14 protein-coding genes and 2 tRNA genes are annotated in these 13,903 nt (G+C 49.7%); 7 read left to right on the forward strand and 9 right to left on the reverse strand.

What is annotated here, in order from left to right; translation table 11 throughout:
- From K3G39_RS02610 to K3G39_RS02630, 5 genes are all read right to left on the reverse strand, one after another.
- Window positions 1-255: hypothetical protein (locus K3G39_RS02610; RefSeq protein WP_220624625.1), on the reverse strand; the 255-nt coding region annotated here is incomplete at its 3' end.
- A 237-nt stretch (window positions 256-492) separates the two neighbouring features.
- Window positions 493-837, reverse strand: coding sequence for a hypothetical protein (locus K3G39_RS02615; RefSeq protein WP_220624626.1), 345 nt, complete (start codon window positions 835-837; stop codon window positions 493-495).
- A 12-nt stretch (window positions 838-849) separates the two neighbouring features.
- Window positions 850-2,445: an FAD-dependent oxidoreductase gene (locus tag K3G39_RS02620; RefSeq protein ID WP_220624627.1), complete on the reverse strand. Its 1,596-nt coding sequence runs from the start codon at window positions 2,443-2,445 to the stop codon at window positions 850-852.
- 87 nt (window positions 2,446-2,532) lie between these two features.
- Window positions 2,533-3,192, reverse strand: coding sequence for a sigma-70 family RNA polymerase sigma factor (locus K3G39_RS02625; protein WP_220624628.1), 660 nt, complete (start codon window positions 3,190-3,192; stop codon window positions 2,533-2,535).
- A gap of 192 nt (window positions 3,193-3,384) precedes the next feature.
- Window positions 3,385-4,236 (reverse strand): cyanophycinase, encoded by an 852-nt coding sequence (locus tag K3G39_RS02630; protein WP_220624629.1) that lies wholly within the window; start codon window positions 4,234-4,236, stop codon window positions 3,385-3,387.
- Between the two features lie 150 nt (window positions 4,237-4,386).
- Here K3G39_RS02630 and K3G39_RS02635 point away from each other — a divergent pair, with 150 nt between their 5' ends.
- The 5 genes from K3G39_RS02635 (at window position 4,387) to K3G39_RS02655 (ending at window position 7,250) form a co-directional block, all read left to right on the forward strand.
- Window positions 4,387-4,935, forward strand: coding sequence for a DUF4142 domain-containing protein (locus tag K3G39_RS02635; protein WP_255593834.1), 549 nt, complete (start codon window positions 4,387-4,389; stop codon window positions 4,933-4,935).
- 50 nt (window positions 4,936-4,985) lie between these two features.
- Window positions 4,986-5,276, forward strand: a complete 291-nt coding sequence (locus K3G39_RS02640) for a plastocyanin/azurin family copper-binding protein (RefSeq protein WP_255593906.1) — start codon at window positions 4,986-4,988, stop codon at window positions 5,274-5,276.
- A gap of 103 nt (window positions 5,277-5,379) precedes the next feature.
- On the forward strand, window positions 5,380-5,886 hold the full coding sequence (locus tag K3G39_RS02645) for a DUF488 family protein (RefSeq protein WP_220624631.1): 507 nt from the start codon (window positions 5,380-5,382) through the stop codon (window positions 5,884-5,886).
- A gap of 433 nt (window positions 5,887-6,319) precedes the next feature.
- Window positions 6,320-6,934 (forward strand): DUF4403 family protein, encoded by a 615-nt coding sequence (locus tag K3G39_RS02650; RefSeq protein ID WP_220624632.1) that lies wholly within the window; start codon window positions 6,320-6,322, stop codon window positions 6,932-6,934.
- A gap of 243 nt (window positions 6,935-7,177) precedes the next feature.
- Window positions 7,178-7,250 (forward strand) — tRNA-Lys (locus tag K3G39_RS02655).
- A gap of 210 nt (window positions 7,251-7,460) precedes the next feature.
- On the opposite strand, the gene K3G39_RS02660 is transcribed toward K3G39_RS02655, so the two are convergent.
- A complete protein-coding gene (locus K3G39_RS02660; RefSeq protein ID WP_220624633.1) occupies window positions 7,461-8,819 on the reverse strand; it encodes a hypothetical protein in 1,359 nt (452 codons plus the stop codon).
- An 82-nt stretch (window positions 8,820-8,901) separates the two neighbouring features.
- The gene (locus K3G39_RS02665; RefSeq protein ID WP_220624634.1) at window positions 8,902-9,663 is read right to left on the reverse strand and encodes an ABC transporter ATP-binding protein; all 762 of its coding nucleotides are present in this window, start codon (window positions 9,661-9,663) and stop codon (window positions 8,902-8,904) included.
- 373 nt (window positions 9,664-10,036) lie between these two features.
- Between K3G39_RS02665 and K3G39_RS02670 the strand changes: the two genes are divergently transcribed.
- Together K3G39_RS02670 and K3G39_RS02675 are read left to right on the forward strand one after the other, a co-directional pair.
- Window positions 10,037-12,289, forward strand: coding sequence for a TonB-dependent receptor (locus K3G39_RS02670; RefSeq protein ID WP_220624635.1), 2,253 nt, complete (start codon window positions 10,037-10,039; stop codon window positions 12,287-12,289).
- 137 nt (window positions 12,290-12,426) lie between these two features.
- Window positions 12,427-12,508 (forward strand) — tRNA-Leu (locus K3G39_RS02675).
- A 279-nt stretch (window positions 12,509-12,787) separates the two neighbouring features.
- On the opposite strand, the gene K3G39_RS20715 is transcribed toward K3G39_RS02675, so the two are convergent.
- Both K3G39_RS20715 and K3G39_RS02680 read right to left on the reverse strand, forming a co-directional pair.
- Window positions 12,788-12,910 carry a hypothetical protein gene (locus tag K3G39_RS20715; protein ID WP_255593835.1) on the reverse strand — a complete coding sequence of 41 codons (123 nt, stop codon included), beginning with the start codon at window positions 12,908-12,910 and terminating at the stop codon, window positions 12,788-12,790.
- Between the two features lie 67 nt (window positions 12,911-12,977).
- Complete coding sequence (locus tag K3G39_RS02680) at window positions 12,978-13,454, reverse strand: hypothetical protein (protein ID WP_220624636.1); 477 nt, start codon at window positions 13,452-13,454, stop codon at window positions 12,978-12,980.
- Window positions 13,455-13,903: the final 449 nt, after the last annotated feature.

The raw sequence follows: 13,903 nt of genomic DNA on the forward strand, positions 1-13,903 counted from the left end.
ATACAAGTGATCGTTCGGTTGGCCAGCACGACTTCTGATAATAAGAGAAGCGATCAGGTAAAAACATGGTTTTACCTGATCGCTTCTAAGGGTTGCTCCTAAATGAGGGACTTTTTCAGTGCCCTCCTTAACAGATGGGGCTTTTTTTATGCTCAGCGGAATTACAATAGTTGTCTCAAACTTCATCAAAGCCGTCTGAATCCCACCGACACTTTCTGCTACCTGAAGAAGGGTATAGCGGCAGGATCGTTTCATGCTACCACTGTTGTCATCCTGTAGAGATCTTTGTAAAGAGGTCTTACTCCTGGCAGTAACTTCAGGTTAACATCCGGGGGGTGTGGCCTTTATTTCTACCAAGTTTCTTAACAGAATGAAAGTAAGTTTTTGAGCCTGTCTTTTAGAATAAAACGACCCAGGTATAGTGGAGTAGGGGAAAAGGCTCATTTTTCATTTATGCCTGGTGTCTTGTACATGTGCGCCACACTTTCCTGCTTAATTCCCGAACGCGAAAACCAGTAACAGCACAAAACCACCCACCGCCAGCAGCCCGTGCCCGACAGCCAATACTTTAGGTATAGGGCGACCTGTCAGATCCCGGGATACCATGTACAAACCTCCCAGTGCAGCCAGCACAAACAGCACCAGGCTCTCCCACGGGTTAGGGCCTCCTTTAGCGATGTAGATCATCAGCAGCACCAGACCGACGACCGCCATGGGGCCGTGCGAGAAAACAATGGCCTTGGGCGTCTCTTTGCCACGGAGCACGAAGGTGAGCAGGTACATACCCAGCAACGCGGCCAGCGCGAAAAAACCAATGGAGGTATAAATCAAACTCATGGCTTTCGGGGTTTACGTGATAGGGTTATTGATTTCGCGCTCACCTGAAGTGTTGCCACCTGATGCAAGTAAGTGACCGGTTTTGGGATCAATAGCTTTCCGTTCCAGATTGAGGATAGCAGGCCCTTCAATCACACTCCCATCTATCATAAAGCGGCTTCCGTGGCAGGGACAGTCCCAGGTTTTCTCAGCGTTGTTCCAATTCACGATACATTTCATGTGGGTACAGACTGCAGAGCAGACATGCAGTTGATTTTGCTCATCACGGTATACGGCCAATTTTTCAGAGTCTACCTCAATGGTTTTGCCTTCACCCTGACCTATGTCAGCAAAATGACTAACCTGCCCGGCAGGTATGTCTTTCAGGTACTGCGCTGCGACGTTGGCATTTTCCTTGATAAACTGACCTGCAGTAGCCAGGTTAGCCCCTCTAGTTGCGTCAAATGCCTCCAACCATGGAGTTTTCTCGCCCGCTATCATTTCGGCTAATTGAATACCGGCCACAGTGCCGTAAGTGAGACCGTCAGCGTAGAAGCCGGTGGCAATGTACGTTCGCTTCGCCCCTTTGTGGGTAAGTCCAATGTATGGCACCCCGTCCCCGGAGCGGTAGTGCTGTGCCGACCACCTGAACTCCACTGAGGCCACATCAAAGTGCTGCCGGGCATAGGCCTCCAGTTCGTTAAAATAATGCTGGTATTCCTGGTGCGAGGCATGGCCGGTTTTGTGATGATTGCCCGCTATCATCAGCATATCCAGCTCCATGGAGTTGGTGCTGTGAGTAGTAATGGCGTGGTGAGTCTTGTCGTTGTGCCAGTAATAAGCATCCGGATAAGCACCTGACTTCAAGCGCATGGCTACGACATAGCTTCTATAGGGAGCAGCCACGGTTTGCACAGAATGGATGCCGATGGGGATGTGCGTGGCGATGACCATTTGGTTGCAGGTTACTGTACCATGTGCTGTTGTTAGTAGGCAGTGGTCTTCTTCCTCCTTCAGGTCCAGCGCGGTGGTGTGTTCGTAGATCTGCCCACCCAATTGGGTGACAGCTTTTGCCAGGCCCAGCACATACCGCAGCGGGTGGAATCGAGCCTGCCCTTCCATGCGCACAGCCCGCTTAACATTGTCAAACCTGAGCCCGGGAACCTGGGTTACAAATTCAGTGGCCATACCTGCCTGTTGCAGTGCCTCCGCCTCCTTCTCTATGGTAGAGACCATGTCCTCATCCTGGGTAAAAAAATACCACGGCCGCCGCGCGAAATGGCAGTCCATGCTATACCTGTGGGCATGATGCTCCATATAATTCAGGGCCGTGAACCTCGCTTCAGCAACGGTATTGGCGACCTCCTGGCTTCTGGTATTGGCTATGTGATGAAAATATGGCCCTACAGGTACATACAGGTTGCCTGTAGACCAGCCGGTGGTACCGCCTCCCACGCTGCGCGCCTCCAGTACCGCCACTCGCTTACCTGCTTTCACAAGTTGGTGGGCAGTGGTGATTCCGGTTATGCCGCCACCTATAATGGCTACGTCCACTCGCAGGTTACCATCCAAAGTGGGGTGATCCGGGCGTTGGGGAGTGGTAGCCTCCCAGAAAGACTGTGTCTCCATAATGAGTGGTAAAAGTATAAGTGTTATTACAAAATCGACTTCTTAGCGCACATATTTAACTGTCCATCAGGTCGAGTAGCAGCTCTCTTAAATCCTTTGAAAAACATTGGCCACCACCTGATCGCAGTAGATCAGATTGAAATCATACACAGCGGCCTTAGGATACCAACTCTCCAACTGCTTGCGCAGCATGTTTTTAGCCCTGTTCAGACGCACTTTTACATTTGCTTCTGTCAGGCTCATCACCTCGGCTGTCTCATGCACATTAAGGCCCTCCAGCTCACGCAGTACAAACACGGTGCGATATTCGGGAGCCAGTTTTTCAATGCATTTCTCCAGCACCTGACCAAGCTCCCGGTTCAACACCTCTTTATTTCCGTCAGAGGACGGACTTGTCTCTATGAAATCTACTTTTCCGGTATGGCTGGCCTCTGAGAAGGCGGATCTGAGTTTATGCACTTTTTCCATATTCCAGTGATAGCACTTGTTTAGCATGATTCTGATCAGCCAGGTTTTATAAGTGGAGCGGGACTCAAACCTTCCCAAATTCAGATAAGCCGCTATGTGAGCTTCCTGCATCAGGTCCTGCACGTCATCATGCACAAGTCCGAAAGAACGGCCCACTTTGTAAAGTGCTCCATTGTGTCGCCTGATCAGGATTTCAAACAGATCTTTCTCACCGGCATTTATCTTTGAGACAATCTCACCATCCGGGGTATAACTGGCTGAAACTTCCATTTTATGCATGTTTTTCAAGCGGGTAAGTGTGATTAACTGATTGTATATCAGATTTGTATTCAAGTACCAGTCGCTCTTATAAATAGTTGCCTGTCCATAAGAAGCTTGTCTGGAACCAATCCTTTTAACTTAGAGTAGGTGGGCTCCCAATTGGTTACAAAAGCACAGCTGATGCCTGTCGTTGGCAAGCGGGGAGTATGGTTAAAGGAGATAGCCGGATTGCGTTTCAAACCTTTTGCCTTTAGGAAGAACATGCATCAACATATTTTCCAGACAGAGTGGCTCGTGAGGTGCCAGTTGTGCGTAGTTATTTTCCTTTAAGTGCCTGCCATCAAACAGCACCACCAGCCCAGAGCCAATGGTCTCCAGACAATTCCCACCTGTAATAAGGACCGCAGTGTCTTCTCCAAGCCCTATACCTATAAGAGCCGGGTTGGCAGCCAGACTTTCTATCATTCTGGGAATGCGGCGGCGGTTCACAAAGTGGGTATCTATAATCACATTTTTCAGGAAGCCCAATCCGTTACCAAGTTCAACTGCCCCTTTCACCAACAGACTTTGTTCTATTGCCCCCAGAATCATTATTTCGGCCATGGCCATAGCACCAGCACTGGTCCCGGAGATTAAAAACTTTTCCTCCTGCCAGTATCTTTCCTCTAAAATTTTCAGTGCCTGTGATCCCGCAAAAACCTCTGTAATCCTGCGCTGGTCACCTCCCGTGAACATGACAGCATCCGTTTTCCGCAACCGGTCCAGGTTTTCGGGCTTAACTATATCCTCTTTTGTTTGCAGGTGCAGAGTGCCTACGTTGTCGCAGCCCAGAAGCAGGAAACTATCATAATAGGCCTGCGCCATTTCCTCCGGAATGTGGGAAGCAGTTGTAATGACCTCGATGCGGGTGCCGATTCCATGAAGCTCGTCATGGATGCGTTTGAGAATGCCGGTCTCAAAGAAGCGCACTTGCGCTCGCAAATGCGCCTCATCAGGCATGGGCAAGGAGCCTTTGTCCTCGTTTCCGCCTATCGCCACAATTTTTCCCTTCGGATATCGCATGGGTTCTCTTTTAAACTCTTAGAGTGCTTCTGGCAGGTATAGGTTACAACCTGGGCAATTCCGGTGGCACCACAAAAACGATGACGCTACTTGTAACCAATTACCGCCGAACGACTCCAATAGGTATACAATCACTTAAAATCAGAAAACATGAAACATTCAGAGAGAATCACAATCAATGCCCTGGCTTTATTGCTTGGTATGTTCGTCTTCGGATCAACTGTTTTGGCACAGGGAAATCCGACTTTGTCTGATGCAGAAGTAGCATCGGCGGCGGTAACAGCCAACCAAATCGACATTGATTTTGCTGCTATCGCGGAAGAGAAATCTAAGAATGCACAGGTGCTGAAATTTGCCCAGACTATGGCCAATGACCACCAGGCTGTAATTGAGCAGGCAGTTGCGCTGGTGGAAAAGCTTGGTGTGACGCCCAAGGACAACGCAGTAAGCCAGCAGCTGAAAGCCGACGCAGAAAAAACAAAACAGCAACTACGCTCCAAATCAGGGAAGGACTTTGACAAAACTTATATAGACAATGAAGTGGCTTACCACGAATCTGTTATCGCTGCGGTAAAAAATCTGCTTATTCCCGAGTCGGAGAATGCAGAACTGAGGGACTTGTTAAAGGCCGTGGTACCAGCCCTGGAGGCGCACCTGGAACATGCGAAAATGATACAGCACGAAATGTCCGGAAAATGAGGCGACCAATCTTGATGACAAAGCGCGGCGGGGTATTGTGCTGCGCTTTGATGTTTCTGACGGGGTTTTCCTTTTCGGGAGCAGGGCCTGTTGCAAAGACGCACAGGGTAGAGATCAGGCAAATGAAGTTCAACCCGTCCCATCTGAGTGTGAAACCGGGGGATACGGTGGTGTTCATAAACCTGGATATGGTGACCCATGATGTGACAGAGGCCACCGGCCAGTCGTGGAAGTCGCCGCCCCTGCCTGCCAAAAGCTCCTGGAAGAAAGTTGCCAGGACTAGCGCCACTTACTATTGCAGTTTTCATCCTGTTATGAAGGGTGCTATTACTGTTAAATAACGGCCAGGGAAAACCAATTCGCAGCGTCACGTATTGCTTTAGAGGTGTTTCACTGAAACCACCTTATCTGTTACATACGCCCAATGGGTGGAACAAGCGCAATATGAAAGGCACGAATAAAACCATCTGGACCATAGGCCACTCTACCAGAAGACAGCAGGAATTTGTGGCATTACTGCAGGCATTTGAGATTGAGGTGTTGTCTGATGTTCGGCGCTATCCTGGTTCTAAAAAATATCCGCACTTTAACGTCTCTGACCTGGAGCTATACCTACCCGAGGCTGGCATTACCTACAGCCAGCATCCCGAGCTTGGCGGTCGCAGAAAGCCAAGGCCGGACACGGCCAATACGGTCTGGCGGAGTGAATCCTTTCGAGGCTACGCAGATTACGCTGAAACGCCGGAGTTCGAAGAAGGTATAAGAAGATTGACGGAGATAGCATCTCAGCAGCCTACAGCTTACATGTGCTCTGAGGCAGTATGGTGGCGTTGTCACCGTGCCATCATCTCTGACTATTTGAAAGAAAGAGGCTGGACTGTGTTACACATCATGGATAGTAGCACCGCCAAAGAACACCCTTTCACCACGGCTTACCTTGAGACTCATTGATTCATGCAGACACTAACTGGATAGCAGAAAAGCGGAGCAGTTAAATGGCCGGTTCTGGCAAATATTCCAAGATGACGCCTCCAGATAATTGTAAAAATTCATTTTCTATACCTGATCTTACTGTTGTGCAGGTACGAGCTTTTGTGTTTGTAAGTGAGCGGGCTAGCAGGAGATGATCAGGCCTTAATTTAATTTTAAGGAATTAATCTTAACTTTAAGTCTCGAGTGTGAGGTAACCTATTCGAGACCGTTTTAGTCTGTTGCAAATAAAAGCGCTGGATAACAGCTGTTTGTGTTTGATATAATCCCAGCGGGATCACTTCTGGAAAGCCTCAAACCTGCGTTTGGGGCTTTTTTTGTTTCTACCGTCTTCAAACTTAAACCCTTTGGGTAGTTTCGAGTTTAAACGGCTTAGCTTACTTAAAGTCTATTCATGGAAAACTTTGTCAAGATTCAGGTGCCGATTACTGTCTCTTACCCTGCTTTGGAGGGCGTGCTCAAAAAACAACTGGTAGGAGAATACATACCCAAACCCTCAGAAGAAGCCAGCGATTCACCTTACGCGCAGATTCTGGATGTGGGGCTAGCAGGCAGCAGTTCAGGTAACGGCGACATTATCTTAAGAGTCAGGATCCGGATATTGCGGACCATCCTCAAACGTGACAACGTGGACCTGTATGTGCTGGCAACGCCCGGTTATGATAATGACACGCAGCAGGTATACATCCGCAGGTTCAACATGCAGGCCCAGACGACCAGCCGCTTTTATAATTCCTCGCTCGAGGTGCTGGTCAATAAAGTGGCCTATAACCAGATCATCCAGAAGGCAAGGGTAAACCTCGCCGAAATTATTTCGGGTGAGCTGATTAAGGCAAACGGAATGCTGGAGACAGGTATGGAACTGAAAGGGCTAAAACTGACCGGTGCTGTGGAAGAGGTGCGCGTGCAGGATATTACCCCGAAATCCAACCGGATGTTTCTGAACCTGGAGTTGCAGGCAAAAGTGGAAGTAGACGTGTTTGATCTGAGTGAATTGCTGCCTGCTTAGCTTCCTTGAAAGGAACAGTATTTATAACGGGAATCTATTGGCAGGTATAGATGCTGAAATTTTTTCTACAATAATTAATTTTGCTCAATCTGGATAACACCTTGATGCTTAGGTGGATTAAACCAAAATTGCGTTGCCGCGTTTTATACAGTTACCGTGAGGAGAGCGAATAAATATATTAGGTTTTGCGAATTAAGGAAAAAGCCCTACTTTTGCACTCCCAACACGGGAATAACAAGTGCCGATTCTGTAGCTCAGCTGGTAGAGCAATACACTTTTAATGTATGGGTCCTGGGTTCGAATCCCAGCGGGATCACGGAAAACAAAAATGCTGCTTACGTATGTGAGCAGCTTTTTTGTTTTTAGCCCTCACTTAGCATTGCCCTCAAAGTTTGTCTTGTGCAGTATACCTTTGCTGCACAGGTATAGCAGGCTGCAAAAGCAGCTACATCGTATCGTGCCATTAAACCAAAAGTCCCCGGCTATTGTGGTAGCCGGGGACTTTCAGGTATAAGGTATAGGCAGCCTATTCTGTTTTATAGAGCGTCTCAAACAGCCTGTACTTGTATTGCTTATACTCCTGTAATACCGCTACCATGGCAAATAAGGTCAGGGCGATCACAAGAGGGTATACCATGTACAGCATCGGGTGCAGCAGCGGCAAAAACAGCAGGCCCAGCAGCAGGATTGAAATGAAACTGTACAGATATGAAGTCTTGGCACTGAAACTCAGGATACCGCCTTTCACCATCTTAGGGCTTGTAAAGGAAGCAATGATAGCGATAGGTGTCAGCACCAGAACGGCGGCACTATACATCAGCAGAATAAAAGTCGCCTGCTCGTGGTTAAAGAAAGCAACATACAGCACCACAATGGCCGCGTCTATCAGGATAGGCATACGCAGCGGCAGCAGGCTGGCCCGCAGAAATTCTTTGTAGCTTCCGGTAGCACGCTCAGTTGTCAGCCACAGGTTTTTGTAAAAGCCCCACACGTTGTTGAACACGTAGGTATAGATCACGAGTGGACCCACAAACAACCAGAGCGTTGCGTTCTTGTCGAGCATGTGAATGCCCTTGGCCGAATATACCGTGGCGTCGATGCCGAGCATGAGCACCTTAAAACCCAGACCAAACAGGAGTAGCTGCTTGGCCATTTTGTGGTTCTTGAACAGGCGCCAGCCCAGGCTCCGGCGGGCATCGTTGCTGTAGTTCACAGTGCGGCGCTTCGGCTCGTAGGCTGCTTGCTCCAGCAAGTAATTGGCAAGCAGAAAAAAAGCCAGCGAAGCCAGGTGAACTACCAACATCATTACCGAATTGACAGGCTCAAACATAGGCGCGCGGGCCTCTAAGGCTATAAAAGCGCCCACCATAATCACTGCTCCCCAAAATGCACTGCCACGCCAGTTGATGCGCCGCTCAATAAATACCTGTAGCGACCGCCTGGTAATGTGCGCCGTCAGGAACACCAGAAAACTCTGCATGAGGTGCAGGGCGGTATAGTCAGACGACATCATGAAGAGCAGCAGCAGGAAGTTGAGCAGCACAAAATAAAACGGCGACACCAGCTCCACTACCAGTTCAGTACTGAAGCGTTTGAGTGGTTTGATAGGGTAGATGCGGTTAATGAAATCCGCTTTCGGGATATAAGCCGGAAAAAAGCCACGCAGTATTGTAAAGCTCAGTAGCAGCAGGTTGGTATAGCCCAGCATCTGGCTGACATCCATATTCAGTACACCTTCGCGGGCCTGCTGTAACAGGTATGTAAAAAGCCAGGCATAAAAGGCTGACAGCACAATACCCAGCGCAAGCAGGAGCACCCGTTGCATTTTCTTTTGCCGGAAATAGCTGTTTAACCTCGCCTTGCAGGAATATAAAATCAGATCCATGTAATTGCGTTTAGGAGTTTGAGAGCCGGGGAATTCAGGAGTGCTTTTCAATCTCAGACTCCTAAACCCTAAAACTCTCTAACTAATTCAACATCCAGTCGATGTCGGCCTCGGTGGTGGCGTGGTGCGGAAGCAGCAACTGGAACAGAGCCTGGTCAATTAATGCTTCACCGTTCATGGTGAACTCCTGCACCGATCCGTTATACATCAGCTGTCCGTCGTTGAGCACACCAATGTGCGTCGCCACGCGCTCTACATAATTGAGGTCATGCGATGAGATAAGTACTACCCGGTTTGGTGTACTGTAGTTGCGGATCAGTTTCACAAGTAGCTGGGCAGCAATGGGGTCGAGGCCTGTAAAAGGTTCATCCAGAATGAGCACGCGCGGTTTGTGCAGGATAGCGGCTACAATGCCCACCTTCTTTTTCATGCCGGTAGAATAGCCCGCTATATTTTTGTGCAGCGACTCCCGCTCCGTAAAAAAGTAATTGGTCAGGCTATTGATGCGCTGCTGGGCTTCGTCTTCGGGCAACTTATACAGTTTCGCCACAAAGTTGAGATACTCTAGTCCTGTAAACTCTTCGATAAGCGGATTGTCTTCGCACAGAGCGCCTAAATCCTGCTTCACCTCCAGTGCATTGGTCAGGTAATCCTTGCCATATAGTGAAATAGTGCCGCTGTCAGGCTTTATGAGATCGAGAATGCTGTTAAGGAAAGTGCTTTTGCCGACGCCATTTTTGCCGAGCAGGCAATAGCACTGGCCCTGATCTATTGTCATGTCAAGCGATTGCAATACGTGTTTGTTGCCATACGCTTTGGATAGTCCTTTTATCTCGATGCTCATACACTTCCCTGGCTAAATATTGTAATATAACTATTCTTAATGCAGGTATAAATTTAGGTATACACCCGAAATAGTCCAAACATTAAATGCGAAACTTAAGCATAAGGCCAGCGGTGTCCTTAAAACTTTATGCGCTTTTGTGCTAAAGCAACATTGTTAGCTATGCATATGGTTTCGGCGCTTCCCAAATGTTTTGCGTTTTTTCGGGATTAGTTATGCAAACCTTTCACTTCCAAAATGTTGCAACAAGTATGCTAGCTGAACAACAAAACAGGAATAATGTTTTTAGTCTAGTCTAAAAAAATGTATAAGGAAATCTAAACTTTTATTTAAGTTTGTCTCGTAATAGTTAGAAAAAGCTTAATTGAGAAAAATGAAGAACATATACCTGATCTGTGCTTTTTTAGTCATTCCGCTTACGGTTTATGCCCAGGTTGGTAATGTAAAGGGACACGTAATGGCAGGGAACGCACCTGCAGCCTTTGCCAGCATTGGTCTGGTTGGGAGCAGCACCGGCACCACTGCCGATGAAAACGGCTATTTTGAGTTAGGCCAGGTACAGGCAGGACAGCATAAACTTCATGTTTCAGCAATCGGTTTTAGGGCGCAGGAACTGGAAATTACTGTTAGGGCAGGAGAAGTGAGCACGGTAAAAGTTACCCTACAGCCACAGGACGCCCGTTTGCGCGAAGTTGTCGTATCGGGCACCATGCGCGAAACGTATCTGCTGGAGTCGCCGGTGCCTGTAGAGATCTATACCCCGAAGTATTTTCAGAAGAACCCGACACCGGCTATTTTCGAAGCACTTGAAATTGTGAATGGGGTGCAGCCTCAGATCAACTGCAATGTGTGCGGCACCGGCGACATCCATATTAACGGCATGGAAGGGGCCTATACGATGGTGCTGATAGACGGAATGCCGATCGTGAGTGCCCTCTCCACGGTGTATGGTCTGAGCGGTATACCTAACAGTTTGATTGAGCGGGTTGAAGTGGTGAAGGGACCAGCCTCTACTTTGTACGGATCCGAAGCGGTGGCAGGGCTTATCAACATCATCACCAAAAGTCCTGCCACGGCGCCACGCCTTTCTGCCGACTTATTCTATACCTCACACCGCGAACTGAACGCTGACCTTGGGTATAGCAAGCGCTGGAACCGCGTATCGACTATGCTAAGTACCAATTATTTTCGTTTTGCCGACCGACGCGACATGAACCAGGATAATTTTACAGATATCCCGCTGCAGCATCGCTTTTCAATTTTCAACAAATGGAGCCTGAACCGTCCGCAAAACCGTGTGGCCAACCTGGCGGCCCGCTATTATTACGAAGACCGTTTTGGAGGGGAGATGCCCTGGCAGCCCGTGCACCGTGGGGGAGATCAGGTATACGGTGAGTCGGTGTATACGAGTCGTTATGAAGTGCTGGGAAGCTACCAGTTGCCTATACCTGAAAACCTGTTGCTGAGCTTTTCCTACAACGATCACCAGCAGAACGCCGCTTATGGAGAGACAGTTTACAGAGGGCATCAGCGCGTAGGTTTTGGGCAGTTGGTATGGGACCGTGATCTTGGAGTAAAGCAGAAGCTGCTACTGGGTGGAAACTACCGCTATACCTGGTACGATGATAACACACCTGCCACGCAGCGGGGCGAAGATGACGAAAATCAGCCGGACCGCTCCTCGCTGCCAGGGGCTTTTGCCCAGCACGAGTTCAAAGCCTCCGACAAGTTTACTTTGCTTTCCGGCCTGCGCTACGACTTCCATTCGGAACACGGCGGCATTTTCTCTCCACGCCTAAGCATGCGCTGGGCACCAAACGGGGACAATATCTTCCGGCTGGGTATGGGCAATGGTTACCGTGTGGTCAACCTGTTTACCGAAGACCACGCCGCCCTGACCGGTGCCCGCGAGGTAGTCATCCGGAATGAGTTGAAGCCGGAGCAGTCTTACAACGCCAACCTGAATTACCAGCGCTACATTCCGATCGGCAGCGGATTTCTGAACCTGGAAGGATCGGTTTTCTATACCTATTTCACAAACAAGATCATCGCTGATTTTTTGACGAACAACACACAGATCATTTACGACAACCTGAGCGGGCATGCCATTTCCAAAGGTATAGCCCTAAACACAGAGCTGGCTTTTACGTTCCCGCTGCGCCTGTATGCTGGTGTTACTTTGATGGATGTATACCAGGTAAAGGACACAGGCGAGGGGCAGAAAGAACGCATTCCGCAATTGCACGCACCTCGGTTTTCGGGCACTTTCACAGCATCATATCAGTTAAGGCAACTCGGCCTCACGCTCGACTACACAGGCAGCGTAAAAGGCCCGATGTACCTGCCGGTGCAGGAAAATGATTTCAGGCCTGAGAAGTCACCCTGGTTTAGTCTGCAGAACCTGCAAGCAACCAAGACCATGGGAGAGGGGCTGGAGGTATACGGAGGTGTGAAAAACCTGTTCAATTTCATGCCCCAGCACCCGCTCATGCGCCCCTTTGATCCATTTGATAAGCAAGTAGAGGTAGACAACCCTTACGGCTACAGCTTCGATACGGAGTACAACTATGCGCCTATGCAGGGCCGGCGGTTTTTCCTGGGTATTCGCTATACCTTACCGCAATAGCTATCAGCCTGACTGTTTGGGGAATAAGGTATAGACTGCGATTGAGAAGCTGCTTGTGTGTTAAAAAAGTGTACTTGTGGGAGTCTGGCAGTTGCAATTCTCAATTCTGCAGTATACTTTTGCAAACCTAATCAGCTGCGCACGTGGTGAAACTGGTAGACACGCCATCTTGAGGGGGTGGTGCCTTCGGGTGTGGGAGTTCGAATCTCCCCGCGCGCACTCTAAAAGCTCTATTCTTAACTGAATGGGGCTTTTTTGTTTTTAAGGCTTATGAAGGTATAGCAAGTCAGGTATAGCATATGGCGCGAGCGTCCCTGCCTTATCATGTCCCCTAAGTTTTCTGTAACGCGAGTTGATAGCCCCGGCACCTGCTCGAGCAGATATTCCATCCTCTCCCAATGATTTTCTCTCCTGGCAACGGCTGCTTTTTGGAAGGCGTAAAGCCAGCCCGTGCAGCTATGGCGCCTAAGGCTCCTTTTACTGTCAGCGTCTCCTTGCCTATCTGCTGCTCGAGTACTTGCAGCTGAAGCGGCTCAAAAACATGCGCTGCTCTGCCAGTTTCTTGAGCCAAAGCCGCTCCACTTTCACGCCGCCCTTGAGCACCAGGTGCCACCGCTCCATGACCCAGCGCCTGCGGTAATTGACTCAGCGCCTGCGGTCATAGTCGAGCATGAGCAGGGCGGTGACTTCATCTTCCGCCTGGATGGTGGTGAGCAGACACCAGGCTACAGGCTCTTGCCCTGCTGGAGGCGCCGCCTCTATGGCCTTTACCAGCCCCAGCGGCAGGCCCGCCGGGCTCATCGCCAGCGCCGAGTGCAGGCTCAGCCCCAGGTTCACCCCGCCGCTGCCCCCGCCCAGGTCGCCCAGCCCCTCCGTGGCATGGTGGGACAGGTAGCTCAGGCCAGGTCGTGTCCTGGCTCACCAGCACCCCCTGGCAGTCTTGGCAGCGCTGGGCCGTCCGAGGGTAGTGCCCGCAGCTCACATCCACCTCCTCTTTGGAGAAGAGGCGCCAGGCGGCCTTACGCAACCCTTTGCCAACAGCGCTGGAAAAGGCCATCTCAGGGGGCTCCAACAGCCTGTCGGCCAGGGCCGACAAACTTTTCGCCTCGCCTCTGTCTTCCACTCCGCATGCCTTAAACTCTCTTGTGCCCCAGCTCTCTTCCATAAACCCACCTCCTTTCCGGCTATTCTACGAAACTTATGGCACAGGATAAGGCCACAAGCTCGTGTCTGGTATAGTGGGGCCTCTGGCCCGGAGGTTGCTCTGTAGCTTTTGCAGGTATAGCGTCCTATGTTGTTTTATAGCTTCGCCTGTGCGGCGGGCACTCGCTTTTTGTCTTGACAAAAAAATCGAGGCACCCTACCCCCAGTAAGCAAAAAAATCAAGACGCTCCAAATCGAGGGCCCCTACCCCCACTCGCTGAACGCTCTTGACAGGGGGACCCCTTCACCCCCAACAGTGGAGTGTCAATTGGTGCACCTGGCTCAGGAGATCTGTTTCATTGCTTAAGGGGCAAGTTAGTCTTGTTATACCTGTCAGTAGCTTGTGATGTTGTAACTACAATGTTTTATACTTATAAATCCGCAATGGCGGGAAATTACCCCTTTGAAGGG

It is taken from the genome of Pontibacter sp. HSC-14F20, assembly GCF_019599265.1.
Classification (GTDB): Bacteria; Bacteroidota; Bacteroidia; order Cytophagales; family Hymenobacteraceae; genus Pontibacter.

Excerpts from the sequence above, each read along its gene's own strand:
- K3G39_RS02670 (WP_220624635.1), top strand. The coding sequence starts at position 10,037 with ATGAAGAACATATACCTGATCTGTGCTTTTTTAGTCATTCCGCTTACG.
- K3G39_RS20715 (WP_255593835.1), bottom strand. The coding sequence starts at position 12,910 with ATGGAGCGGTGGCACCTGGTGCTCAAGGGCGGCGTGAAAGTGGAGCGG.
- K3G39_RS02665 (WP_220624634.1), bottom strand. The coding sequence starts at position 9,663 with ATGAGCATCGAGATAAAAGGACTATCCAAAGCGTATGGCAACAAACAC.
- K3G39_RS02625 (WP_220624628.1), bottom strand. The coding sequence starts at position 3,192 with ATGCATAAAATGGAAGTTTCAGCCAGTTATACCCCGGATGGTGAGATT.
- K3G39_RS02615 (WP_220624626.1), bottom strand. The coding sequence starts at position 837 with ATGAGTTTGATTTATACCTCCATTGGTTTTTTCGCGCTGGCCGCGTTG.
- K3G39_RS02650 (WP_220624632.1), top strand. The coding sequence starts at position 6,320 with ATGGAAAACTTTGTCAAGATTCAGGTGCCGATTACTGTCTCTTACCCT.
- K3G39_RS02645 (WP_220624631.1), top strand. The coding sequence starts at position 5,380 with ATGAAAGGCACGAATAAAACCATCTGGACCATAGGCCACTCTACCAGA.
- K3G39_RS02680 (WP_220624636.1), bottom strand. The coding sequence starts at position 13,454 with ATGGAAGAGAGCTGGGGCACAAGAGAGTTTAAGGCATGCGGAGTGGAA.
- K3G39_RS02660 (WP_220624633.1), bottom strand. The coding sequence starts at position 8,819 with ATGGATCTGATTTTATATTCCTGCAAGGCGAGGTTAAACAGCTATTTC.
- K3G39_RS02630 (WP_220624629.1), bottom strand. The coding sequence starts at position 4,236 with ATGCGATATCCGAAGGGAAAAATTGTGGCGATAGGCGGAAACGAGGAC.
- K3G39_RS02640 (WP_255593906.1), top strand. The coding sequence starts at position 4,986 with ATGTTTCTGACGGGGTTTTCCTTTTCGGGAGCAGGGCCTGTTGCAAAG.
- K3G39_RS02620 (WP_220624627.1), bottom strand. The coding sequence starts at position 2,445 with ATGGAGACACAGTCTTTCTGGGAGGCTACCACTCCCCAACGCCCGGAT.
- K3G39_RS02635 (WP_255593834.1), top strand. The coding sequence starts at position 4,387 with ATGAAACATTCAGAGAGAATCACAATCAATGCCCTGGCTTTATTGCTT.